General features: G+C 41.2%; 21 protein-coding genes. 3 read left to right on the top strand and 18 right to left on the bottom strand.

The window, feature by feature from the left end; genetic code table 11:
* The first annotated feature begins 9 nt into the window (after positions 1-9).
* Both FOC45_RS09770 and FOC45_RS09765 read left to right on the top strand, forming a co-directional pair.
* A complete protein-coding gene (locus FOC45_RS09770) occupies positions 10-207 on the top strand; it encodes a hypothetical protein (RefSeq protein ID WP_009389549.1) in 198 nt (65 codons plus the stop codon).
* Between the two features lie 62 nt (positions 208-269).
* A complete protein-coding gene (locus tag FOC45_RS09765) occupies positions 270-1079 on the top strand; it encodes an RNA methyltransferase (RefSeq protein ID WP_009389548.1) in 810 nt (269 codons plus the stop codon).
* 20 nt (positions 1080-1099) lie between these two features.
* Here FOC45_RS09765 and FOC45_RS09760 read toward each other — a convergent pair whose 3' ends face one another.
* The gene (locus tag FOC45_RS09760; protein ID WP_009389547.1) at positions 1100-1555 is read right to left on the bottom strand and encodes an isoprenylcysteine carboxylmethyltransferase family protein; all 456 of its coding nucleotides are present in this window, start codon (positions 1553-1555) and stop codon (positions 1100-1102) included.
* 100 nt (positions 1556-1655) lie between these two features.
* Between FOC45_RS09760 and FOC45_RS09755 the strand changes: the two genes are divergently transcribed.
* Positions 1656-2435, top strand: coding sequence for an SDR family NAD(P)-dependent oxidoreductase (locus tag FOC45_RS09755; RefSeq protein WP_009389546.1), 780 nt, complete (start codon positions 1656-1658; stop codon positions 2433-2435).
* A gap of 68 nt (positions 2436-2503) precedes the next feature.
* Here FOC45_RS09755 and sufD read toward each other — a convergent pair whose 3' ends face one another.
* The 17 genes from sufD to FOC45_RS09670 form a co-directional block, all read right to left on the bottom strand.
* Positions 2504-3805 (bottom strand): Fe-S cluster assembly protein SufD, encoded by a 1302-nt coding sequence (sufD, locus tag FOC45_RS09750; protein ID WP_009389545.1) that lies wholly within the window; start codon positions 3803-3805, stop codon positions 2504-2506.
* 57 nt (positions 3806-3862) lie between these two features.
* Entirely contained in the window at positions 3863-4723 is an 861-nt protein-coding gene (locus FOC45_RS09745) for a hypothetical protein (protein WP_009389544.1), read from the bottom strand.
* A 13-nt stretch (positions 4724-4736) separates the two neighbouring features.
* Positions 4737-5474, bottom strand: a complete 738-nt coding sequence (gene sufC / locus FOC45_RS09740) for a Fe-S cluster assembly ATPase SufC (protein ID WP_009389543.1) — start codon at positions 5472-5474, stop codon at positions 4737-4739.
* An 11-nt stretch (positions 5475-5485) separates the two neighbouring features.
* Positions 5486-6262 (bottom strand): TdeIII family type II restriction endonuclease, encoded by a 777-nt coding sequence (locus FOC45_RS09735; RefSeq protein WP_009389542.1) that lies wholly within the window; start codon positions 6260-6262, stop codon positions 5486-5488.
* The gene (locus FOC45_RS09730) at positions 6237-6836 is read right to left on the bottom strand and encodes a HEPN domain-containing protein (RefSeq protein WP_009389541.1); all 600 of its coding nucleotides are present in this window, start codon (positions 6834-6836) and stop codon (positions 6237-6239) included. The genes FOC45_RS09735 and FOC45_RS09730 overlap by 26 nt, the downstream gene beginning before the upstream one ends.
* A complete protein-coding gene (locus tag FOC45_RS09725; protein WP_009389540.1) occupies positions 6829-8022 on the bottom strand; it encodes a DUF262 domain-containing protein in 1194 nt (397 codons plus the stop codon). Before FOC45_RS09725 ends, FOC45_RS09730 begins: the two co-directional genes overlap by 8 nt.
* A complete protein-coding gene (locus FOC45_RS09720) occupies positions 8019-9623 on the bottom strand; it encodes a DNA methyltransferase (protein WP_009389539.1) in 1605 nt (534 codons plus the stop codon). The genes FOC45_RS09725 and FOC45_RS09720 overlap by 4 nt, the downstream gene beginning before the upstream one ends.
* Positions 9624-9755: 132 nt before the next feature.
* On the bottom strand, positions 9756-11615 hold the full coding sequence (locus tag FOC45_RS09715) for a M1 family metallopeptidase (RefSeq protein ID WP_009389538.1): 1860 nt from the start codon (positions 11613-11615) through the stop codon (positions 9756-9758).
* A 293-nt stretch (positions 11616-11908) separates the two neighbouring features.
* Positions 11909-13294: a leucine-rich repeat domain-containing protein gene (locus FOC45_RS09710; RefSeq protein WP_009389537.1), complete on the bottom strand. Its 1386-nt coding sequence runs from the start codon at positions 13292-13294 to the stop codon at positions 11909-11911.
* Between the two features lie 27 nt (positions 13295-13321).
* On the bottom strand, positions 13322-14230 hold the full coding sequence (locus FOC45_RS09705; protein ID WP_009389536.1) for a hypothetical protein: 909 nt from the start codon (positions 14228-14230) through the stop codon (positions 13322-13324).
* A complete protein-coding gene (locus FOC45_RS09700; protein WP_034539346.1) occupies positions 14227-15342 on the bottom strand; it encodes a DUF4856 domain-containing protein in 1116 nt (371 codons plus the stop codon). Before FOC45_RS09700 ends, FOC45_RS09705 begins: the two co-directional genes overlap by 4 nt.
* Before the next feature lie 4 nt (positions 15343-15346).
* The gene (locus FOC45_RS09695) at positions 15347-15889 is read right to left on the bottom strand and encodes a hypothetical protein (protein WP_009389534.1); all 543 of its coding nucleotides are present in this window, start codon (positions 15887-15889) and stop codon (positions 15347-15349) included.
* 12 nt (positions 15890-15901) lie between these two features.
* Positions 15902-16882 (bottom strand): DUF4302 domain-containing protein, encoded by a 981-nt coding sequence (locus tag FOC45_RS09690; protein WP_034539281.1) that lies wholly within the window; start codon positions 16880-16882, stop codon positions 15902-15904.
* Positions 16883-16915: 33 nt separating this feature from the next.
* Positions 16916-17992 (bottom strand): putative zinc-binding metallopeptidase, encoded by a 1077-nt coding sequence (locus FOC45_RS09685; RefSeq protein ID WP_009389532.1) that lies wholly within the window; start codon positions 17990-17992, stop codon positions 16916-16918.
* Entirely contained in the window at positions 17989-19422 is a 1434-nt protein-coding gene (locus FOC45_RS09680) for a RagB/SusD family nutrient uptake outer membrane protein (protein WP_034539282.1), read from the bottom strand. The genes FOC45_RS09685 and FOC45_RS09680 overlap by 4 nt, the downstream gene beginning before the upstream one ends.
* 20 nt (positions 19423-19442) lie before the next feature.
* Positions 19443-22796 (bottom strand): SusC/RagA family TonB-linked outer membrane protein, encoded by a 3354-nt coding sequence (locus FOC45_RS09675; RefSeq protein WP_009389530.1) that lies wholly within the window; start codon positions 22794-22796, stop codon positions 19443-19445.
* A 2-nt stretch (positions 22797-22798) separates the two neighbouring features.
* Entirely contained in the window at positions 22799-25111 is a 2313-nt protein-coding gene (locus FOC45_RS09670) for a TonB-dependent receptor domain-containing protein (protein ID WP_009389529.1), read from the bottom strand.
* Positions 25112-25298: the final 187 nt, after the last annotated feature.

Raw genomic sequence — 25298 nt, 5'->3', positions numbered from 1 at the left:
GATAAAGTTATGAAACGCGCAATGTTTGAGTATACGAAGATGATTTTATCAAAAGTGAGCTTTGACCCTAACCTATTTTACAAAGAGCTACAAAAAGGAATTGACAGATTGCTCCCATATGAAGTAGAGGAGTTGAAAGTTTGGCTTGAAGCCTACACTAAAAATAAGCCAGAGCTACTAAAGAGCCGAGTGCTTATGGATAAATGATACAAACTGAGGCTGTCCACTAATAGATAGCCTCATTTTTTATTTTCAAAACAATAGTAATAATGAAAGAAATCAGTAGCACCCAAAACCCTCTTATAAAGAAAATATTTGCTTTAAGCGAAAAAGCACGTATGCGTAAGAAAGAAGGCTTATGTGTAATAGAGGGCGCACGAGAGGTACGATTAGCTATACAAGGTGGTTATGATATAGAAACATTGCTATTTCAGCCTGAAATTTTTAAAGAAGAAGCCTTGCAACAGTTATTAGCGCTCTATCGAAAACCTATAGAGGTAATACGTCTGAGCAAAGAGGTATATGAAAGACTTAGTTACCGCAGTTCTACAGAAGGGCTTATTGCAGTAGCTAAGACGCCCCCTCATACTTTAGAAGCCCTAGCTCTTAGAGAACGTTCTATATTATTAGTAGCCGAAGCTCCTGAGAAGCCTGGCAATATAGGGGCTATGCTGCGCACTGCTGATGCAGCTAATATAGAAGGGGTTATTATAGCTAATCCAAAAACTGATTTATACAATCCTAATATCATACGCGCCAGTGTGGGGTGTGTATTTACGGTACCGATAGCTGTGGGCAGTACTACTGAGGTAATAGACTATCTAAAAAAGAAAGATTTTAATATCTATTGTGCGGCACTTTCTGCTTCTAAACCCTACTATGAAGTGCCTTTTGCCGAAAAGAACACTGCTATAGTGGTAGGTACCGAAGATGAGGGACTTACCCAAGAATGGCTTAAAAATAGCACTCAGAATATCATTATCCCGATGGAAGGCGTAATAGACTCTATGAATGTATCGGTAGCAGCTGCAGTACTTATCTTCGAGGCAAAGAAAATGAGGCTAACTGCTAAAAAATAAGGCCTTATTTTTATATAACATCACAACCATCTCCGTACTTTTAGGCAATAGTTTTGGTATTCATCACCAAATTTCTGCCTTAGCACACGTTCTTCTGGAATAATTTGAAAACGAGTCATATAAGCTATAAATAATACAACTCCTAACCAAGGTACAAGATAAGATAACCATATAGCCCAAGATATAAGACAGCAGGCCAATCCTACATACATAGGATTACGGCTTAGTTTGTATATTCCTTCTGAAACAAAATGAGTGGCTTGCGATGGCTCAAGAGGATTGATAGTAGTCCTTGCTTTATAGAAACTCCAAACGCCTGCAATCCCAGCCCCTATGCCTATCAAAGCTATTACTACGGCTACTATAGGTAGGTGAGGTAATGCTACAAATGGTAATACATAAGCAATACTCTTCATTATCAGTGCACAAACAAGCCATACTACGGCGGGTGGAATTTTATTTTCTAAACTCTTCATTTTTCAAATTACCTAATTTAGTTTTTCTGCAAAAATAATAGTAATTTGCTAAATCACAAAAAAATATTATCTTTGTAGCATAATTATTTATTTTTAAACAATGGAAACAAATCGTATCAAAGGAAAAATCGCTTTTATCTCGGGCGCCAGCAGTGGGATAGGTAAAGCTGTAGCCGAAAAATTGGCACAAATGGGCGTAAACCTTATTCTCTGCGCTCGTAGGGCTAAGGTATTGACAGAACTGAAAACCCAACTCGAAAAAGAACACGCGATAGAGGTCATTACCTTAGCTTTCGATGTGAGAAACTACCAAGAGGTGGCGAAAAATATTCAGTCTTTACCCGAAAAATGGCGACAAATAAATATGCTTATCAATAATGCAGGTTTAGCAATAGGCTTACAACACCTCCATACCTACGCCATAGAAGATATAGACCAGATGGTTGATACCAATATCAAAGGGTTTACTTATATTGCTAATAGTGTAATTCCGCTGATGCTTGCCACTGATAAGGTAGGCACAATAGTGAATGTTGGTTCAGTAGCGGGTGAGATTGCTTACCCTAATGGCAGTATTTATTGCGCGACCAAGTTTGCCGTAAGAGCCCTCAGCGATGCGATGCGCATAGAGCTAATGGACAAAAATATAAAGGTAACCAACGTAAAACCAGGGTTGGTAGAGACCAATTTCAGCAAGGTGCGTTTCAAAGGCGACCAGCAGAAAGCGGATAATGTATACAAAGGCATTACGCCCCTATATGCCGAAGATATCGCCGACACTATCGCCTATATCGTCAATCTGCCCGACAAAATTCAAATTACGGATATTACTGTTACTCCGATGCATCAAGCAGATGCCATACACGTTTATAAGGAATAATAAGAACTAAATAAAAAAGGCTGTCCTATTTTGGGCAGCCTTTCTTGTTTTTATAAATACTATCTTCTTTAAAAATCAACTGTTACGCCTAATTTTTCAGCAATAATACGATTGATATAGGCTGAAAGAACTGGTATTTTTACACTTTCTAATACCGTGTTAGCAAAAGCATAGGTGAGTAGGGCAGAGGCTTCTTTTTTGCCTATTCCGCGTGTTTGCAGATAGAATAAAGAATCTGCACTAAGCGAACCTACCGTACACCCGTGCGAACACTTCACATCATCAGCAAAGATTTCTAACTGAGGCTTGGTGTATACGGTTGCCTTGTCAGAAAGGAGAATATTGTCGTTTTGCTGATAAGCATTCGTTTTCTGTGCAATTTGCTCTACCATTATCTTGCCGTTGAACACATTGGTAGCCTCATCACTTACAATACTTTTGTAATCCTGATGACTTTCACAATTAGGATAAGCGTGGTTTACCAATGTATAGTGGTCAGTGTGCTGACTTCCTTGCAAAATGCTTAACCCTTTAAGGGTAGATTCTAAATGTTCCCCTTGGTGATAGAAGTTCAAGTTATTGCGGGTAAGTTCTCCGCCAAACGAGAAAGTATGCACACTAGCGTGACTGTTTGCCTCTTGCGAAATATAGGTATTATCAATCAGAGAAGCTGTTAAGCGGTCGTTTTGCAATTTGTAATAGTCGAGGAAAGCCTCTTTGGCTACAAATATTTCAGTAACAGCATTGGTAAGAATAGCCGTAGCGGTATTTGATACGTTTTGATGTACCTCAATTACTTTTAGCTGTGCATTTTCGCCTACGGCAATAATATTGCGTGGCTGATAGCAAGTGGTTTCTCCCCTGTCGTTGAAATACAGCAATTGTATAGGCTTATCTACTACTTTCCCCTTAGGGACTTCTATATATATCCCCTCAGAGGCAAAAGCGGTGTTAAGGGCTGTAAATACATCGCCTTTCTCGGTAGTTGTATTAAAATATTTGCTGATAAACGCCTCCCCACCTTTGTGCAAAGCCTCTAACAGAGGGGTAATGGTAACGCCTGCTATCTCTTTGCTCGACATTTCAGCACAATAAAAGCCATTTACAAATACCAGAGAGTAACAATCTTTGATACTGTATTCGTGTAGCACTTCTGCTGAAAGGGTTGCTTTTTCATTTACGGGCTGCCACAAGCTGTAGTCTGTAGCTTGCAATTTGCTCAGCGAGGTGTATTTCCACGCTTCTATCTTCTTATGAGGGAAGCCTTTTTCGGCAAAGAAACTAAGGGCTTCCTTGCGAATGTCTTTTAGTATATCGTCTTTATGTGGGAATGCTTCGAAGGCAGTAACCCATTTTTCTTTTAAATTCATCTTCTTAATCTTTTAGTGCGAGCCACACAGGCTGTCAATTTGCTAATGAGCCATTGGCTAATATTCTAATTTACTAATGAGCCAATGGTATATGGCATTGCGTTCACTATCTACTTCCATATAGGAGGCTATCAGCTGACCGTTGTGGTAGTGGAGTTCGTCGATATCACTTACTAAAAACTCTTCTACCTCATCTTTATAAGGTTCAAAACCTTTGAAAATGATTTCGTCTTCCACTGTGAGGGTACTGACATCAAAAATGTAATGCCGATTGCAATACATATCAGTAATTAGTATTTTGTCACCTTTGAAAGGTTGTGCTACGGCTCCCCAATCCTCGGAGAAATGGTGCTTTTTGAGCGTTTTTAGCGATGGATAACTCATTACATAAAGCTCTGCCTCGTAGAAATTGGTGAATACAGCTTCTTTTTCATTGAGCATACAGCAGAAATCTACATCATTAGGCAATTGTTTGGCTACTTTTAGTTTTTCGTTTTCAAAAGATAGCAGATAGCTCATACAACCATCTTGTCCGCCATAGAAAGTGATAACCACCTTATTATTAGGCAATGCTTTCAGCTCTATATTAGCATCGTAGATTTCGTCGTCCATAGGCATAGACGCCAAAGCCTTCCCTTGTAGGTCATACACCCATATGGTGATGTGTTCAGCATCGTGGCGCTGGGCAAGCCAAATTTGCTGGCGTTCTATCGCTAATAAAGCTCCCACAATAGGTTTATTGATTTCCCAAAGCAGTTCTTTTTCAAAAGTGTAGAGAGAAAATCCTTCTGACTTATTGCATATGCCTATTTGCTTATGTTTATAGTTGATAGCAAAGATGTCTTTTCTTTTTAAGAACTGAAACGCCTCAGGCAACAAAGGGTTTGTTGAGCTTTTTATGTAATCAGTAATTACCATACTAATTTGCTAATTATTTCAGCCAATCATAGCCTTTTGCTTCCAATTCTAAGGCGAGGTTTTTGTCGCCTGTTTTTACGATTTTACCATCAGAAAGCACGTGTACATAATCAGGGACGATATAGTCTAAAAGGCGCTGGTAGTGGGTAATCACAAGTACAGCGTTATTTTCATTTTTGAGTTTGTTTACCCCATTGGCAACAATGCGGAGGGCATCGATGTCGAGTCCAGAGTCGGTTTCGTCAAGAATAGCTACTTTAGGCTCGAGCATTGCCATTTGGAAGATTTCGTTGCGTTTCTTCTCACCGCCTGAAAACCCTTGATTGAGAGAGCGTGAAAGGAAATCAGGATTGATTTCTAGAAGGGCTGCTTTCTCGCGTATTTTTTTGAGAAGCTCAGCAGCAGGCATATCGGGTAGCCCTTGTGCTTTTCGACTCTCATTGATAGCTGTTTTGATAAAGTTAGTTACCGATATACCAGGGATTTCTACAGGATATTGAAAAGACATAAAGATACCTTTATGAGCGCGCTCTTCAGGGGCATCTTCTAACAGACTCTCGCCGTTTAGCAGTATATCGCCCTCTGTTACCTCGAAGTTTTCATTACCTGAAATTACCGAAGAGAGCGTTGATTTGCCCGCTCCATTCGGTCCCATAATGGCGTGCACTTCACCTGCTTTTATTTCTAAGTCAATCCCCTTAAGGATTTCTTTGCCATCCACACCAGCGTGGAGATTTTTTATTATTAGCATTTTAATTGAGTTTATAATTTATTGAATTTTTTAAAGTATTCATCTATTTCATCGTGTAGCTCTATACCTACACGTTCAAAGCAATCTAATAAACCCTGATAGGCATTCTCTCCTGCGAGAAAATTCCAAAACTCTTGGGCTACTTTTAGCTCGTTATCTAAATCTAACATTCCCGCCATCGTCCAACGTGAATAGGGCTTAGGCTCATACGGATTGTAAGGTATAGCAATAAGGGTATGTATTTTTCTGTTAGGGTTTTCAGCTAACACACAGCCTATCCATTCTAATAAAGTGCGTTTAAACTCCTTAAAGCCTCCTTTGTTAGGTTTAGCTGTTTTAATATCAAATAAGAAAAGTTCATCTGAATGACTTTCTAACCACACATCTACTTTGGTAGGTTTTACCGTGTTCATCTTTCCTTCCTGACAAACTGCCCTAATAGCTTCTATTTCATTTATCTTATTAGGTTTACCATTTACAGTAAGATTATCCATAATATCTTGAATAACCCGTTGTGCTTTTTCACTTATCTTATCACCTGCTACCGCTTGTAGTTTAGCAACCTTAAACCGAGATTCAGCTAATGATTTAGCCACAGGCTCAAAAATGCTCGTGCCAAAATTAGTATTCAAAGAATGAATAAACGAAAACAATGCCATACGGTCTTTACCCAATAAGCGTGTATGGAAAGGCATTACCGCAGGCTCAGGGTTATAGTGCTGAAACTTTGTCCTAAGACTATGCCTAAGTGTGTTTTCTACATTAGCTATTTGTTGTGGGGTCAGCATCTTCTTTCATATTTAGTAATTCTTCAATTTTTGGTATAAAGCATTTTGCTTTTGTATACAAATTAAATATATCTTCTGGTGTTTTATTTTCATAAAAAAGATATGAAGCAAAATCATTATGAGCTAATATATTTCTAATATGTCCTATCTCTATAAAACAAGCTTTACCATTTTTAAATTCCTCATTGTTCTCAATTTCATTTTCAACTAAATCTTTAAATTTTTTACCAAAAAGACCTGTGAACTGGTTTATACCTTCCTTTTTTTCACCATAGTGTCCATCAGGATTATTTGGTTCTCCCCACCTAAAAAGTGTGTGATATTTTTGATTAATAGCTTGTTTTTCTAGAAAATTAACTAGTTTTTCATCATTATTAGAAACTTTTCTTACATATCTTTTAAGCATTTTGGTCATTTCTACTTCAAAAAAACTAGCACAAGATAATAACAAAACCTTTCTTATTGTTTTATTATAATCATTCAAAGAAGAACCTTCTTTTGCTTCCTCCAATATTTTTTGAATAGAAGTGATTTCTTCCCATAATATATCAACTGAGGTCTTGTTCTCATCCATTACCTAATAATATTCTTTTAGCAATTTCACTTCTTTTTTGTGTGTTATCTACACTTGTAGTTCTTTGAGAATATGCTTTTATAAACTCTTCATCTTTTTTTAAAGACTCTATTTTTTCTTTCTCTGTATGTGAAATTTTAGAAGCATCCTTTTCTTTATAGGCGTTTTCACATAAAGTAGTAAAAACAGCTTCATAGACAGAAATATTAAATCTGTTGTTACTTGTCCAAAAGATTTTACTATCTCCCAAAGAATTTATATGTAAAATAAAATAGTTAAATATATTTTCTAACAATTTATTTTCTTCGTCACTATTTTTTTTCGCTTTAAAAGAAAAACCATTTAAGAATTTTGTCATACTTGGTTTATAGTTTTCTCTATCTATAAGCATTGCAAAACCACGTAAAAGTATTTCAACCTCCTTCATATTAATGTCTGGAGTTTCTGTTGATAATAATTTCCTCCACTCATCTTTCAGATTCAACTTATACAATAATTCATAGAAGTTAGAATGATACAGGCTTGTTCTTATTTCTTGAGGCTTTAAATTAACGCCTCCTGTATTAAGTCTATTGAAAATTTCAAAAACTACATTATTACCCTCTTCGCCAGAAGCTGATGATTTAATCACTGTGTGTCGAATTGTTTTTAGATTAAAAGAGGTTTTATCTGATTCTTCTAATGTTGAATAATTTTTCTTATTAAATTTATTAGGTTTGTTAGGAATCTGTTCGGGTAAATTTAGTGTAAAATCTGTAAAATAGTCATTGTCCGATAGTATATTGTCAGGAATACTTCCTTTCTCATCAAATATTTTTCTCAACTTGATGCGTTTTTCTTTTTTAGGAAATCTTTTTTTAATGAAATAGTAAATAGTCATTAATCTTTGTTGACCATCAATAACTAAGAAATTATTTTTCTTTTCCTCAAAAAGAAATATTTGAGGAATAGGAATTCCTATCAAAAGAGACTCTATCAACTTAGAAGCTCTTTTAATATCCCAAACGTAATTTCTTTGAAAATTAGGTATCTTAAAGACTCTAGATTCTATAAAGTCAAAGAGTGTTTTTACATTAAAATCGTTTGGAGAAACAAATATGTCATATTCTATTGAAGAAGAGTTATCTTCTAAATCATCCTGATCATAATCTCCATCAAAAATAGGTTCTTTATATTCTTCAGTCATATCTCTATGTTTTTATCTTTTTCTTTCAAATGAAATATAATCTCAGCATATGCGTTTTTGTCTTTTTCGGTACGATTGAGTACAGGGCGTTTGTATTGATTTACAATGCACATTCCTGCTCGCTCGGCTATTTCAGGGTATAAGCCGTACTTATCATTGGCTACCAAAAATACATCGTAATCATCGGCTAAAAAACGTTTGCTATTGGTAAGCACCTCAGCAATACCGGCTACATACATAAGTTTGGCTTCCTGCCCTTGTCCTTTGTAAAGGGGGCCTATCTCTTTATCGTCATTGCGCTCAAAACCAAAAAGGTCGTAAGCATAGGCGTGTTGCTCGTGATAATCAATCAGCCCTACATAAGGGGGCGATGAGAAAATACCTTTTACCTTCTGCTTTCTTGCCAAAGCAGCAAACTCAGGGTTCTTATGCTCTAATGCCTCAAAGATGTCAATAGTACGACTATCGCCTTGTAAACACTTTTGGTAGGTATTAGTACGCAATTCTTTAAATTGTTGCAAACGCTTGATAGTATCTTTGGTGTAGGTCTCCCACCATTTCAATATAAAAAATAAAGGTTTGCACATTTTACCATGTTTGGCACAATAGTAAGTGGTAGTTACTGGTTCTATCAGCGTGGCTAAATCGGCGTGAGAGGTAGCACGACAACTGCGAATGGTACGGCTCAATATAAGAGTAATAATACGCTTGGTAGCGGGATTAGCTATCTGTTTAATAAGGTTAAACACAAAATCTATCTCCTCGCGCACGTGCTGTATATACCACTTGTCTAAGAATGTATCGGCTTTAGCTTGTTTTAGCTGAATGTGATACTTTTCTATGAGACCCTGATAAATAGGTAAGAACTGTTGCTCTTTCTCAGCCCCGTATACTTTGCCATCTATCTCTTTGCGCTGTAAGCGGTATTTATAGTCGGGCACGGGGAAGTACTCTTTATTGAAATTATTGAGTGCTTCAGTGAGTTCAGCGTCAAAAGCAAGTATGTGTTTTTCTGCTAAAAACTTCTTTAAGGCTTGGGTAATGCGGTGCGTTTCATTATACACATCTACCAAGTCGTAATGCCCTACCTTAGCATTGCCTATCAGCGCATTGAAAGCCGACACATCTACTCCTATAGCGTGCATACCCAGCTCTGAAGCTTGTACCATAGTAGTACCACTCCCTGAAAAAGGGTCGAGAATTATATCTCCTGCTTTAAAAAAGACTTCTTTTTTGAAAGCATCGGTATGGGAATCCAAAAAGTATTCTACTAACTGCGGAATAAATTTTCCTTTGTAAGGGTGCAAGCGGTGTACGTGTTTAGTAGTTTCTGCTTCTTTATATTGCTCAAACGACAGACTCCAGTTGAGGTCATCGCCTAATTTTTCTTTCCACTCTGAGGCGCGATTTCCACTCAATGTATCATAATAGGCTTTAAGTTCTTCTTTATCTATTTGAGTGATGCCATCGTTTTCAAATTTCTTTACTTTACCGTACTGTACTAAATACGAAATATTTGAGGAAGTAACATTCTTCCCTATATATTCCGTTGCCCACAATGAGGCTTGTTGTAATGTAAAGTATTGATTTGTATTTAGCATAACACTATCTATAACCTCTTATTAGCATTTTAGGGTGCAAAGGTCGGATATTATTTTGAATTATACAAATTTAGGTATTAGTCGTTAGTCTTTAGTCGTTAGAAGGGGTACTAACTAACTACTAATAATTAATTACTTACTAAAACTATTGTTTTCTTTGTCTGTATCTACGCTTTTGTTTTCGGGGTCGAGGGTGATGCTCTTTATGTCTTCTAAAGGCATATCAAGTGTAAAGGTATAGGTAGGATTGCCCCAGCCCCAAGCAGGCAATACAGTACGCGGATACGCTGGATAGGTGTTAGGCTTCTCGGCATAAGTCATTCGCAAAGGTACGTATACATAGCGTATGTTGTCTGCCTTGTCGGTTACCCAAAGGTCGATAGAAAGCGGCAGCCTGCCCACGCGTTTAAGGGTTACCTCTGTTTTATTGCCTTTGCCCTCTACCTTGCTGATAGCATAGTCGGCAGTATGGTCGGTCTCCATAAATTCGTTGAGGAACCACTGTAGCTGCATACCCGATACTTTTTCGGCTATACGTATAAAATCATTAGGCGTTGGGTTTTTAAAAGCGTACTCGTTGTAATAGCGTTTGAGTGTTTTCTGTAGCGCCTCATTGCCCATTAGGTAATCTAACTGAGTAAGGAATAGCAGCCCTTTGTAGTAAGCCGTTACTGAGTAAGCGTAGTTAGTTGCAAAACGGTCAGAGTGAGTGATAGTAGGCTCTTGGAAGCCTGATTTTACCAAGCCAAAATATCCCTTATAAGCACTGTCGAAAGGGTTAGCTGTCTTTTTGGTCTTTAATATTTGATGCTCGGCAAGGTATTCTATGTACGAGGTAAAACCTTCGTCCATCCAAGGGTAGGCAGCCTCATCGGTGGCGAGTAGGTGCTGAAACCATGCGTGTGCGAGTTCGTGCGCTGCGGTGCCTACTAAGCGTTCGTACTTTTCGTTGCCCACCATAAGGGTACACATAGCGTATTCCATACCGCCATCACCCCCTTGAATAAATGAATACTGAGGCCAAGGGTATTTGCCTATGAGTTGGTTGTAATAGTCGAAAACCTTAAGCATTGGCTCTTGTATCTGTTTCCAAGTGTCTTTATACTTTTTGTAGATAAAGTGAATGGTCTTGCCGTCAGCCAATTGGTGCTTGTCGTGCACGTACTGAGGGTCGGCAGCCCAAGTGAAATCGTGTACGCGCTCTGCGATGAAGTGCCACGTTTTAGTAGACGACTTGCTGGTAGGTACTTTCACGCCCTTATCTTCATAGCCAAAACCTATTTCGTTAGGGTTTTGCAGTACCCCTGAAGCGCCTACAAGGTAAGTCTTGTCGAGGGTGATTTTCACGTCGAAGTTACCCCATACGCCGTAAAACTCACGACCTAAGTACTCGGTAGTATGCCAACCTTTGTGGTCGTAAGCTACCATTTTAGGGTACCATTGTGCCATAGAGAGGGCTACTCCATCAGGACTGTTGCGCCCTGCACGGCGAATCATTACCGGCACTTGTCCTTCAAAATCTAATCCTAATACCGTACGGCTATGCGGTAGTATCGGGGTAGGTAGCGTAACTTTTAGGATAGTACTTTCGTGCGAGATAGTAGCAGGTACGCCGTCTTGGGTGAGTTTTTTCACGCGTAGGTAGCCAATCTCATCTGGGGTGAGTTTAGCTATTCTGCTTTCGTATATAGGGCGTTGGGGCGTACCTATATTAGTAGCCATACGTCCGTCGGGGTCGGGTAGGGTTTGCAGGTTAGCGTCCATTTCGCTGTTGGGTTGGAAAGCGTTGAAGTAAAGGTGAAAAAACACCGTAGTAAGGGTGTCGGGTGAGTTGTTGATATAGGTAACTTTCTGTACGCCTTTGTACTGAAAGTTTTTGACGTTCATCGTTACGTTCATCTGGTAGTCAGCTTGTTGCTGCCAATGATTATCTTGCGCTTGAGCTGAAAGAGCGAGCGCTAAGCCGCAAATAGCGAGGATACTTTTCTTCATTGTTCTTTATATTGAATTCGTTTTTGAGGGCAAAGGTAGTGAAGAATTAGCAAATTAGCAAATTAGAGGGAGTAGCAAATTTTTCTCTTACGCCTTCCCTTTATCTTGGCTATACCTACACTATACGATGAGCGAAGGATCAGCGAAGGATCAGCGAAAGATAAACGAAGTGTACCCGTTTAATAAATGAGTAAAAACTAGAAAAATATACTAAGGTATGCATAAAAAAGAACTTTGCCAGAAATTGCTATAATTTCTGGCAAAGTTGATGATGTTGTTATATTAAACTCAAATTAATTGAGTTCTCTAATTTCTTTGAATTTGCTTTTCCAGTTTGCTTGCGCTTCATAGTCAGCCTTTTTCCCTTTAGGTACATAAAGTACTGCATTAGCATTAATGCCGTTAAAAGTATTAGCTTGTACCGTAGGAGGAGTTGTAGCTTTCACAGTTACTTTTGTTAGTCCTTTGCAGTTCGCAAATGCCGTACGTGCTATAGTTTTTATGGTAGCAGGTAAAGTAAGTTCTGTAAGTCCTGAATTTGCAAAAGCCGTAGCTTCTATTTCTTCTACTTTGTTTAAGGTAATTGATGTAAGATTAGTAGTACCAAAGCAAGCACTTGCTCCTATTTTAATAACATTACTAAAATTTACAGAAGTAACAGCTAAATTCGATCTAAAAAGAGCTTGTCCTACTGCTGTAGCATTTGTTGGGATAGTGATTGCTCCTTTAGCAGTAGCCCCTGCTTTTAGTGTTACTACACCACTGCCATCTACTTCAAAAATATCGTTTTTAGCTTTTACTGTTACAGCGATAGCTATAGTTTTATTTTGACTATCCTTTAGGGTGATAGTAGCCGTACCAGCAGCTAATCCTTTGATGAAGATAGCTTTGTGAGGAGTATCTAAGTGATTAATACGAGTGCCATCTTTTACTTCGGCTGTAGCTATAGTAGCTGCTGAAGAAGTAACAGTATAATCAGGGTTACCGGTGTTAATACGGATTTCAGTAGTTGCTTCAGCTTCTACTTCGGCGTCAGTTTTAGCTACTGTCAGCTCAGCAGCGCTAACGATTACTTTAAAAGTAGTAGTCTGGTTATCAGCATTATCTTTTACAGATACTTGTGCAGTACCTACACTAAGGGCTTTTATACGTAGGTTTTCACCCTCTGGAGTGCCGTTTACAATGCGGTCTTCTACTGTAATGGTAACGCTACCTGCAGGAGTGATAGTAAAAGAAAGACGTGCACCTTTGTTTTTAGCATTTAAAATTCTATTTACTTTATCTTCTCCATTTACAAGGTTTAACTCCTTATTTTCTACAGAAAGTCTTTCACTAGGGGCGATGTTACTTTCTATCGTTACAGCTATAGTAGCTTTTTGCCCTTTAACATCAGCTACTGTTAGGGTAGTTTGTCCTTCAGCAACAGCGGTTATTTTCACATTGGTTTGCTCAATAGCAGCAGTAGCAATGCTTTTATCAGCACTCTCTACTTTATAGTCGCCATTGCCTGAAGTGATGCGCACTATAGCGCTTTCAGTTAGTTTTACGGTTACTGCCGATTTCTCTAAGGTAAGTTGTTTAGGAGCTTGTTCGTCAGCACCATTGTCATCTTTTTTACAAGCTGTAAAAAGGAGGGCTATCAAAGCAAGCCCTACGGTTAAAAATCTGAGGTTTTTCATAAAAAATATATAAATTAAAATTAATTACTAATTGTAATAAGGTACTACTATTTTCAGGGTTTTACCGCGCAAGACTACTTCTTGGGTAGCTGTGCGGACTTCTTCTACATAAAACTTAAGGTTTTCGCGAGTAGCTACCCCTCCGAACCTTTTGTACTCAATAAGTAGGTTGATATGAGTGCCTTCTACAGGGCGCTCAATAGGGGGGACTTTATAATACCAATTATTAAGGGCATTAACGTTAGCACGCCCCGAAAAGAAAGTGCCTGTGGTAGGGTTTTTAACAATACGCGCTGGGTTGATAGCTTGGCTGAGCGACCTGCTGGTATTGTGGTATACCCCTAACTGATTCAGAAAGCCTTTCTCGTCTATACAGCGTACCTTTACCCTAAGTTCTTTTGGGGCGAGCCCCGCTGAGGTAGCCGTAAGCGTTGCTACTCCTTCAGCTTTGCCTCTAATTTCTATAATGCCATTATTGCCCTGCCAAGTAGCTTTTATTATCTCATCAGGGTCAGTAGAGGTCAGGCTCACTACATCGCCACCTCCTAAGCGTATGGTCTTATTGATGTCAGTAGGGGCAAGGGTTACTTCCGAAGCCGTAAAGTTAAGCTCGTTAGGTATTACCCTAATCTCTAAGCGTGCGCTTTGGTCGTGAGAGTGGATAATGGCAAAGGTAGTGCCTTGCTCCTGATAACTTGTTATCTTTAGCGTATCCTGACTGATAGAAGCACTTGCCAAACGACTGTTGGCTACGTTTACCGTATACTTATGATTGCCCCCTGATAGCAAAAGGTCGTGCCTGCTTTGGGGGTGCAATGTTAGCTCGGTAAGCGAAGAGCTATCTGTGCCTACTTTGATAGGGGCAGAGCTGTCATTCTTGTCTTCGCAGGCGCATAGTGCTATTGCAAAGAGGCATAAGAGTATATTTTTCATCATAGTTCGTAACGTTCTGCTATTTGTTGTGCAATGTTTTTAAGCGAACCTACTATCTCGGCAGGCGCTAACAAACGAGACCTATTCCATAAACCACTACCCGCTATGAGTTGGTTTTGTAAGGCTTTTACTTCATTGTAAGTGAAGTAAAGAGAGCCATCGGGTTTGCGGGTGAATTGCAAAGCGTATATAAAGCCATAGCCCTGCGATAGGTATTTAAAAGCCTGTTTAGGCGATTCGGTATAATTGGCAAGAGTGTTTACCCCTGTAAGGGTGTGAATAGTGCGAATGGCAATCACTCTCGAGAGTTCTTTGCGAATGATGCGCAGCTGCTCATAGAGAGCCTCATAGCGATAGCGCCCTAGCTCTATACGCCCTTGTACAAAGGCATTGTTAATTTTGCGTTGCGCACCAACTAAGGCAGCTACCCCATCAGATTGGGTAAGCGATTGCAGATGCAAGAAGTACCCATAAGCCAAATCCCAGTGGTGCTCAAGTTGGGTGTAGTTTTCGCCAGCCGGTAAGACTACATTTTGGTGCTCGCGGCGCAGGGCAGCATCAGAGAAAAAACGCTCGTCTAAGTGGTACAATAGTATTTTATCTAAATAGAGTGCCCCATCTATCGCGCGAATGAACAGCTGAGCAGGGGCGATGCCTTTCTCATCTACATACACGCGTTCTGCCTCACCTATCCTTCTGCCTGCATCGCCCGAAATGCCTTGTTGGGCTTCGCGTAGTGGAATGCTTTTGGCAGTGAGAAAGATATTTCGGATATCTTCTCTTACTTGGTCGGTAGCTGCTAAAGGTGAGGAGGCTATTTCGTCAGCAGGTTTTACGTAGGAAGTACCTTCGGTATAATAACGTAGTATTTCGGTATAAGTAAGGTCTGAAATACTACCTGCTAATAAGCGTCTTTCTATCACTTCTAAAGGTTCGCGCAATAGGCTAACGGTATGCTCATCAACACTCGATTGCCCATTCCTGCTGAAAGCGTAGGGTATATCGGCTTGTGGGCGCAAGATATTAGCTGTCTCTACAGTTTCGCCTTCACCTTTTTGGCAAGCTATCGTTATCAATAGCACTGAAATGTATGATAGTATGTGTTTTGTTTTCATCATCTTAAGGTAAAACTATGTATTCGCAATAAGGCGTTATATTATCAGTGCCGTCGGTGTTTTGAGCAGCTATGTACTGTAGGGTAGGCACATTTACCACTCCCTGACTATCTACAGCGGTAAGTTGAGCACTTACACGCGACTCTCTTTCGCCTCCTCCATACACGCCGAGATACAGCGGATAACCAGATGCGAGGGTAAAGGTAAGCGTTTGTTTGGTTGTGGTAGCACTGAGTACCACGCGCTCTTTGTTAGCATTTACATAACAAACGTAGTAACGCGGGTCGCGGCTGTTGCCTTCGCCTTTCTTACATTGATAAGTGAGGGTAACAGTGTATTGACGTGCCTCTTGTGGTGCTTCGGCAGTAGGATACACATAATGCTCGATGTCGCACTGCTTATGCACAAGGTCTTCATAATTAATCATAGGTTTCTCAATTCCTTTGAAAGGGAATAGCTTTTGGTAATCCTCAGCAGAGGGGTCTTCTTCTTTGCTATTGCAGGCTATAAGCAGCAAAAGCGCAATAATACTGTTTATGTATTTCATTTTGTCAATCTATTAATTATCAAAGATTTCGGCAATGTAGCCTGTAGCAATCCCTTTGCTATCGCGGTGCTCAGCCACAAAGCGGTTGCCTTGTCTTACAAAGTCGTAGAAAATGAGCGAATGGCTATAGCGCAGCCCTGCTCTAAAAGTCAATCCTTTTTCGGTACCTACATAGCCCGACCCTATAAACTGACTTCTGTATCTACCCGTAGAGGGGTCTTCCTGCGGATTGGTGCGGTACTCGAATACGTAATACCTATTAGCGACAAAGCCCTCTAAGAAAGGTGTATTGAGCCCAAAGCTATTGCCTTTTAGGTATACATCACTTTGGTAGTAGATTTTGCTACCTCGCTTAATCACTATTTGAGGGTTTTGCATTTGCTCAAAAAAGATTCGGTTGTTATAGGCTTTTTGCAAGAACTGTTGTTTGTCTTCAGCTGTTTTGAGTTTCTCAAATACGATGTACTCGCGTGCAGGGTCAGCATAAGAGGCAGTTTTAAAAACTATATTTTGCAAGGTGTCCTTGCCTACATACAGCCAATCGGCAGCCGCACGAAAGCGATTGTTTACCAGTTGGTGAACGTAGTTGTAGGTAGTGAACGACAGCTGTAACTGCGCTTCTTGGCTGAGGTTGTACTCGCTAGTTTTAGCAGTTTGTATTGTTTGGCTATGCGTGTCGGCTTGTATCGATACGGTATTGTCTTTGTGAAAAGTCATCAGGAAATAGAAACCACCAAAACCTTGGTTTAGTAGTTTTTCTACATAGCGCGAATCACTTCGTTTTTCAGCTTTGGTAGGGGTGGCAAACAGCAATGAATCGGTGCGAGGGAAGTAGAGCACTTTCCACCCGTAAGGTGCCTCGGTGAGTTCGTTTTGCAAGGCAGTACGTTGCTGCTTCATACGCTCAGAGGGCGATTGCTCAAAAGCATTCTGTTCTTTATGGCAAGAAACCAAAAGGAGTGCAATGAGTGCTGTTGTTAGAAGATATTTCATATAAAAATTCATTTTCAGATAACAAATGTGCTTTTATCGGTTGTTAAAGCGATTGATACGCTGCAGGCTTAAGAGCTGTAGGCGCTTGAGACTGAATCCTACTTTCTTGTTGAAATAATCGGCTATGAAGGCTTCTTTTTTCAGTAGGTTATTATACGATAGGGCTGCTCGTTGTGCTTCTTCGTCAGTGCTATCTATAGGGGTTTTAGCTATATTTTTGGCTATCTCTATCTGGGTATTGAGGTTGGTAAGGGGTACGCTTATCATCTCGGCAAAGTCGCTTTCGGCAGAAAGCATTGCTTGAAAGGTAATAAAACCATAGTGATTAGGGGTGCTTTGGGTAAAGTTGCAATAATAGCACTCTTCGTCGATGCCAGCTTGGGTGTGTGCCTCTTGGCACTGAATAAGCGATTGGAAATACTGAAAAGGCAGCGCATTATGGCAGTTGTTCAAATCACGCTTTTTGGGGTAATAACGCAAGGCATAAAGAGCTGTATCGTCATTAGGGAAGCCGTACAGCTGTTTGTTAGAGCTCGCGCGGTAGTCTTTCTGGCTGATATTTAAAAACGCCTGACGGTCGTAAGGGTATATCTCATCGCCTAATAAGCGGGCGAATTGGTGATGCACGATGCGCATCAGCACATATACCTTATCCTTATCGCGTGGGTCGAAATTATTTATGTTATACAAATGAAACTCACGACCTACCGCGCTGCTATTGATAAGCTCTTGTCCGTTGCCATCAATGTTTTTGCCGCCGTAAAGATATATTTTTAGGGGGGCTTTCCCTTTCCAGAAATTAGCACCTCCTAAAGACGCCTCGGTATAGAGTTCGAGCCATAGGTATTTGATAGTTTCGAGTACCGGTTTTACTTTGGTCACTTCAGGAGGGTAGGTATAGGTGCCCTTAGGGGCAGTGTTCTTGTCCCAACGGTATTCTACCGCAATGCCATAAGGCAAGGTAATATTGGTTTCTATCCACTTGTCTAAATCGGTATAGGCTTGCTGAGCGGTTTCGGTATCTACTACACTCTCAGTAGAGAGTTTCTCTTTCTTGCAGGCTGCTATAAGGAGCAAGAATGATATAAAAAGTATTTTTTTCATTTTCATCGTGGGTTAGCGGGCAAACCGCGGTTGATAGCTTCAATGGGGAGCTGTATTACTTTGCGCAAGTCCTCTTTCTGTAGGGGCTCGCTTGTGCGATTTACAGGGGTGTAAAAGCGCCTAATGTCTAGCCAGCGCATTCCCTCATGCATAAACTCCCATTGGCGCAAAAAGGCAATATTCTTGATAGCTCCTAACTGACGAATACTAAGCCCGTAGAAAGGCGAGTAGTTGCGATAATCGTCATCGGTAGAGGCAATAAGGTCTTCAACAGTGATATTGCGAGTGTTATCGAACTTTATTTTCTGATATTCGCGGTATTCTAAAAGCAGTTGATTGTAGTTTTTGAGCATTGCATAGGCTTCCATACGGTTGAGCATCACCTCATCGGTAGTAAGTAGTACGTTTGATACATACAAATCAGTAGGCTTGCTGCCGGTACTGCCAAATAGCGACAGCTCATCAAACTTGGCTATATACATACCATTATACACAGGAGTAGGCGAGGTAGCAGGTGTGTAGTAGGCAGCACTATTGCTCATCAGTTGGGTGGTAAAGCCGTACTTAGCTGTAGGTAGCTCTCTTGCCCACCGCGATTGTACGGTAGTAATCAGTAGGTTGGCTTCTTCCTCGGGCTGGGTATAACGCTGGTAGAGATAAGGGCGGTTATTGAAAGCGTATACATCATAATACGCTGTTTTCCAGTGGCGCAACTGCGTTTTAGGTTGCGTAAGTACATAGTTAGCATAGTCTATCACGGTTTGCCATTCGCCTTTAAATAGGTAGAAGCGAGAAGCAAAGGCATAAGCAGCCCGCTTATTGAAATGAAACTTAGGTTTGGCATAATAAGCATCACTTACTAAAGTTATACCCAACTTGAGGTCTGTTTCTATCTTCTGATAGACCTCATACACTGTACCTCTGCTGTACTGCACCAAAGCGTTTTTCTCGGGTGTAGTGAGATAGGGAATCCCCATATCATTTTTAGAGGCTTCGCCTTTGTAGGGCTCTGCCCAAATATTCACAAGCATAAAGTGCAGATAAGCCCTGAGCAAGAAAGCCTCGCCATAGAGTGCTTTTACACGTTCGGTTTTGGGGTAACGCGCCAATAACTCTAAGGCTTTATTGGCTTGCGCAATGCCTCGGTAGCAACTATTCCAATAGAACAAAGGCGCATCGAGGTCTTCTTGGTCTTCGTCTTCCCAGCGGTACATCGCTTCATTCAAACGGGTATGTACACCATTTTCGCGTTCGGCTACATTATCGGTACGCGTTTCGAGAAAGGGGAAATAGCTCGCATCGGGGTAAGCGCCAGTGAGGAGCTCGGCTATTTTCTCTTCCGAATCGAGGGGGACATTCAGAGAGGCATCGGGGTCTTTGTCTAAGTAATTGCAACTTAGTAGTAACAAAGAGGTTATGTAAATTAAATATTTCATTCTATTCATCTGCTAATTGGCTAAAAACCTATTTGGAATGATAGGGTGTATTGTTTTGGGGTAGGCAATGATACGCCCCCAGACTTGTAATACTCAGGGTCTTGACCGTTGAGCTTGCTATCGGCATAGATAAGAAACGGATTGGTGGCTTGCGCTCGCACAATAAGGCTGCTAATGCCATAGTGCTCTAAGGTGCTTTTGGGTACACGATAGCCTACTGAAATACTCTTCATACGCACAAAGCTACCATCGGCTACACGGTTTTGAGAGTAGTTGTAAGTATTATAAGCGTGCTCTATATTCTCTTTACCAATGAGGTTGATAAGACTCTGTGAAGGCAATGCGGGCACTTCGGTACGGAGTTCGTCGTAAGGGTGCAGCCAGCGGTTGTAATATTCTTTAGAAAAGACATTCAAATCGCCGAAAGCGGGATCAAAAGTAGGGTTGAGACGGATTTTGTTACCCGCTTGAGCCGAGATAAAGAAAGAGGCTTCCCAATTTTTATAAGTAAAGGTATTAGAGAGCCCTGCAATAACATTGGGTTCTACCGAGCCGTGATAGATAAGGTAAGATTTAGAGTACTGAGTGTCAAGAAAATCAGCGCCTACCACATTAGCATTGGCACGGTTGTTCATAGGATATAACCCAAAATCGAAAGTAGGTAAGCCTTGGTGGTTCACCCCTTGATAGTTGAACGAAAACAAAGACCCTTTAGGATAACCCACAATATTGCCGCGCCCTGTACCCGACACCATATCGAAAGTGTTGGGGGTGTTGAGCAAACGGGTAATCTTTTGGTTCATATAGCTGAACGAGAGGGTAGTTGCCCATTGGAAATCTTTCTGCTGTATGTTTTTGGTATTCAGAGAGAGTTCTATACCGCGAGTGCGCATATCGCCAAAGTTGGCGTATTTGTAGTACTCGCCACCTATACCCGAGGTGCGAATTAGGTCGATAAGGTCGAATGAATTGCGCTGATAAATATCTACCGACATACTGATGCGATTATCAAAAAAGCCCGCATCAATACCGAGGTTCAGTTCGTACATCTTCTCCCAAGTCAGGTCGCGGTTTTCTAAGTGTAGCAAACGCAAAGCGTTCTCTCTGTCGCTAAAACGATAGTGGTTTTGCACATAGTTTTGGAATACACTATAAGAGTTTATCGCTTGTTCGTTCATCTTGGCAGTAAGCCCATAGCTGGCTCTCAGGGCAAGGGTACTGATGTTTTTGCTGTTGAAAAAAGGTTCGCGGTCTATATTCCATTTCACACCCACGTTCCACGTAGGTAACCAACGAGAGCGCGTGCCACGACCGGCCGTATTAGCCCCCTCGTAGTTCAGTACCGCATTGGCAATATATCTACCCTTATACCCATAAGTGGCACTGCCCGAAAAGGTAATGCCTCGGTCGTACTTTTCGGTAAGAGAAAAGTAGTTATTGCCCTCATTGAGGAGCTTTTGAAAGATAAGCGGATTGGTAAACACCTGATTGCCTCGGTCGTACTGAATACCATAGCCTTGGAAAGGCGTAACGGTGCGGTCGGCATAGCGGATTTCAGCAAAACCAAAGGCTTTGAGGTCGTGGTGCTCGTGCAAAGTACGATGATAATCAACAGCAAATCGCCCCATATAGCTTTTGAGAGAGGTTTCAGTTTTATTGAAAATACCCCCATTGGTAAGCGCTATTTGCGGAGGTGCTAAAGGATTATCCTTATTTTTGAGCAAATAGATATTATCATTGGCTACCTGAGGTGTTTCGTTAGCACGAAAAGCCCTTACTACATTAGACTTTTCGGTGATGTAGTGCGAAGATTGTGTTTGTGCTTGGCGCGCCGATACCAAGGCTGTAGCCTCTAAGTGCGGATTGAGCTTGTAAGAGGCTTCGGCTTGTATTTTGAAGTCGAGTACATCAATCTTCATATAGTTGTTGCGGTATTCCTCCAAAATATTGAAAGGCGCCCAGTTGTTGCGGTAGTACTCTAAATTGCCGTTGGCATCTTTAGGTCGTAAGGTGCGTGAAGTGCCTAAAGCATAGGAAAAGGGGTTGATGTCGAAATCGCGTTCGAAAGCACCTACTGCCGTATTTTTGCGTTGTGCAAAGGTACCTGGGGCTTTCTGACTGCGCAGGTTGCCCACTGCAGTAAAGGTAGTTTTTAGTTGGTCGTTGATATAGAACGTGTTTTTGAGGTTGGCGGTGATACGCTTTACATTATCGGTAATCGTCCAGCCGCTATCGTGATAATAGCCTAACGAAGCATAACTCGTACTGTTTTTACCCCCACCACTAAATGTAATAGTGTGGCTGCGTATGGGGTTGATAGAAAAAAGATGTTTGAACCAATCGGTATTGGCATATTCGCGTTCTTTCATAAAAGCAGCCTGAGCCGCAGGCGTATTGGGGTAGTAGTAATTGCCGGTACTAGGGTTAATGGTACTCACCCCCTTATACCATTGGTAGTAGATACCACTGCGCCTGCCGTAGAGAGTGTTTTGCAGGTTGAAATAGCCTTTGCTGTTCATCTCTTGCAGGAGCGACATCGTTTCTTGAGAGTTTAGCAGGTCGAAGTCTTTATACGAAGGGATGGTGCGAAAACTCTGTTCGTAGCTATAAGTAATGCGGTTAGGGGTATCGCGTTTGCCCGATTTGGTAGTGATGACAATAACTCCATTGAGGGCACGCGCACCATACATAGAGGTAGCCGACGCGTCTTTGAGCACTTGTATATCGTCTATATCAGTAGCGTTGAGTCCGGCGATAGCAGAGCTTACTAAGGTAACAGCATCACCTGAAACCAATTGGTCGAGGCTTAGAGGTACTAAATCTTCATAGATAGCCCCATCGATTACCCAAAGCGGCTGTACATTGCCTATGATAGAAGCCCCCCCACGAATGTTGATGCGCGGTGCCGAGCCAAAAGACCCCGTTACATTTTGGATAGAAAGCCCTGCTACACGCCCTTCGAGCATACGCGATATATCGGCAACGCCTTCCATTTTGATATTATCCATCTTCACCGAAGCTGCAGCTCCTGTAAATACACGGTTTTGAATTTTCTGATAGCCCGTAACTACTACCCCCTCTAAGGCTTGCGCTTCTTCTTTGAGAACGATTTGCAGGCTCTCCCCTTTGATTTTGAAGCGTTGGGTTTTCATTCCGACATAGCTGACCTCAAGCGTTTGCCCTACTTGTGCCTTGATGCTGAAATGCCCCTCGATATCGGAGCTCGTGCCTATATGCGATTCTTTTACTACCACAGTAGCCCCCAAGAGCGGAGTGCCATTGGCTTCTTTTACCGTTCCTTTGAGGGTAAAGGTTTGGGCGTTAGCAGATAGGCTTACGAGGAAAAAAAGGAGTATGTATAAGTGTTTGTTCATCGTTAATTGACTTTGTAAATGATACCACCAAAAATACCAAACGGATGCCCTGCGCGCAAACCTGATGGGTGGCGTGATACTAAGTAAGTTTTATTAGTGAGGTTGATAGTATTTACTGTTAGGGTAAGAGAGTTGTTGATTTTGGCTTTTGCAGAAGCATCGAATATAGTGTAAGCGGGTATTTTTTGGCGCTCAGCTATAAGTCCCTGACCGGGTTCAGTACGTACAGCACCACTATAACGAATACCTATGTTTAGCTCATAACGGCTATAAGTAGCTCCTATGCTTAGGTTAAGCGTATGGCGGTTGATATAGGGTATCTCATCGCCTGCCACTACTCGCCCCCAAGAGTTGCTCTCGAAAGAGTTTTTCATTTCGGTATCGGTGAAAGTATAGGAAAGCTGTAAGGGAGTTTTTAGAGGAGCATCATCAGGGAACGGCTGGTATTGTGCGATGAATTCAGCCCCTTTTACAATAGCCTCACCCACGTTGAACTGCTCAAGCGTTCCTGTGCCGCCCATAGCCGCAAGGTCGCTACCCAGCATATTGCTGTAGTTATTGTAAAAGCCTATTAATTCTGTTTTAAACTGCTGTTTATTAATGCGCAAGCCAGCTTCGATATTGATGCTACTTTCGGGCTTTTGGTTTTCGGTGAGCAGGGTGATATTGCCATTTCTGTCCATTACGCGCTTTTCTTTGCTTACCCCAGGAGGTGAAAAGCCTTTATGTACGCCCGCAAAAGCCGATAAACTAGCGCTGAGGTTATAGTGCAGCCCTAAACTAGGAATTACTGCGTTGGCGATATTGCCAGTTTCGATACGTTTTTGTCCTGTACGGCGGGTGTCGGCAGTGGTATAGTCTTTTTCTAACAACTCGATATGCTCGAAACGCAAGCCTGCTGTTACAGTTAGCTTTTTATAACTCACCTTAGAAAGCCAATAAGCCGCTAAGGCATTGGCACGGGTTATCTTGTTGGCTTGACTGCCTTGTACGCCTTTCCAAAGCAATTGCATTTGCTGGTTTTTCATAGCGTAGAGGTCGTCCCACTGGTTGCGGTCTTCCTCATCGGTGTGATAGCGCAGCCCCCATTCGTTGTCTAAATAGCAATTACCCCATATCGCTTTGTATTCGGCTTTGGTCTGTACCCCACGAGAGAAATAATTGCGGTAGTTAGCCCGCAAAGAAAGACCAGGGTTGTCCTTCAGCCGCTCGTAATCGTTATAGAATACGCGGCTATCAGTTTTGCCTGAAAGTATATCGAAATAAGGGGCATTAGTTTCGGGGTCAGCGAGGATTTGCCCTATAGTGCGCTTTTCGCTGGCCGAAGTGCCATATTTTACTGATTCGAGTTTATACCAATTGCGGAAAAAGGTATTGTAATAGAAATTTGTAGTAAATTTTAGACGAGGTGAGAATTGAAGTAGATAGGTGCCCACCCATTGGTAATGACGAGTAGTGAGTTGGTCTTTTTGAGAGCCTACATAACGCAGGAAAGGCGTTCGGGCAAAGTCGGCTTTGGTAAGCCCTACATAGGTTTCGTTGGAATCTTCGTCGGCATAACCCGCTTTGAGTTCGAAAGAGTGATTGGCACCTTCGGTTTTAGCAGTATTCACTCTGAATTTAGCTACTAAATCATTGCGCTTGAAGCCTGCGTATTGTTTGTTTTCAAAATGTTTGAAGCCATCAGACTGGTAGCGTAGGTATTCTACCATATAGCCAAAATATTTCTTTTGATCACCTATATTAATATGACTTTTTAGGGTGTTATTAGTGCCATAGGTAGCGTTTAGCTTTGCTAAAAACTTAGTAGGAATGGCTGTTGAAACCATATTGATAGCCCCTCCGGTAGTAAAAGGACCATATTGCACTTGACTACTACCTTTAACCACTTCTACCGCTTGCATACGAGCCGCATTGGGGAAATAGTAAGCAGCAGGAGCTGAATAAGGGGCAGGAGAGGCTAAAATGCCGTCTTCCATTAGGGTGATTTTCTCACTTCGTTCAGCCTTAGTGCCTCGCAAACTGATATTAGGGCGCAGCCCGTAGCCGTCTTCTTCATATACATTTACCCCCGGTACGGCTTTTAGCATACGGTTAATGTCGGTATACCCCATTTTTTGGATTTCTTTGGGGGAAATATAATATGCTGAACCCGTTCGGTTGCGTGCTTGGAATTTACTACCTAATATTTGTTGAGCCGAAACTACTACTTCATCCAAATTTTGTACACTATCTTTCTGCTGCTCTACTGCTTGTGCAAAAGATTTTACTGCAAAAACTGAAAATAGTAAGAAAAAGGCATTTCTTATTTTCATAAAATTGTTATAAAATCGGGGCAAAGGTAGTGTTTATTTATAGATAAAACAAATAAAAAAGTATCGGAGGTAGCAATCATTGCTGGGTTTTAGGGAGCAGTGCGCACAAAAAAACTTTGCCAAAAGTTTATAGGGCGTTGTGCTATAACCTTTGGCAAAGATAATGTAAAAACCTATTAAAAAGTAA

Origin of the sequence: Capnocytophaga sp. FDAARGOS_737 (genome assembly GCF_009730375.1) — a bacterium.
GTDB lineage: Bacteria > Bacteroidota > Bacteroidia > Flavobacteriales > Flavobacteriaceae > Capnocytophaga > Capnocytophaga leadbetteri.
Note: the sequence above shows the minus strand (reverse complement) of the source record. Positions and strands in the feature narration are given on the sequence as shown.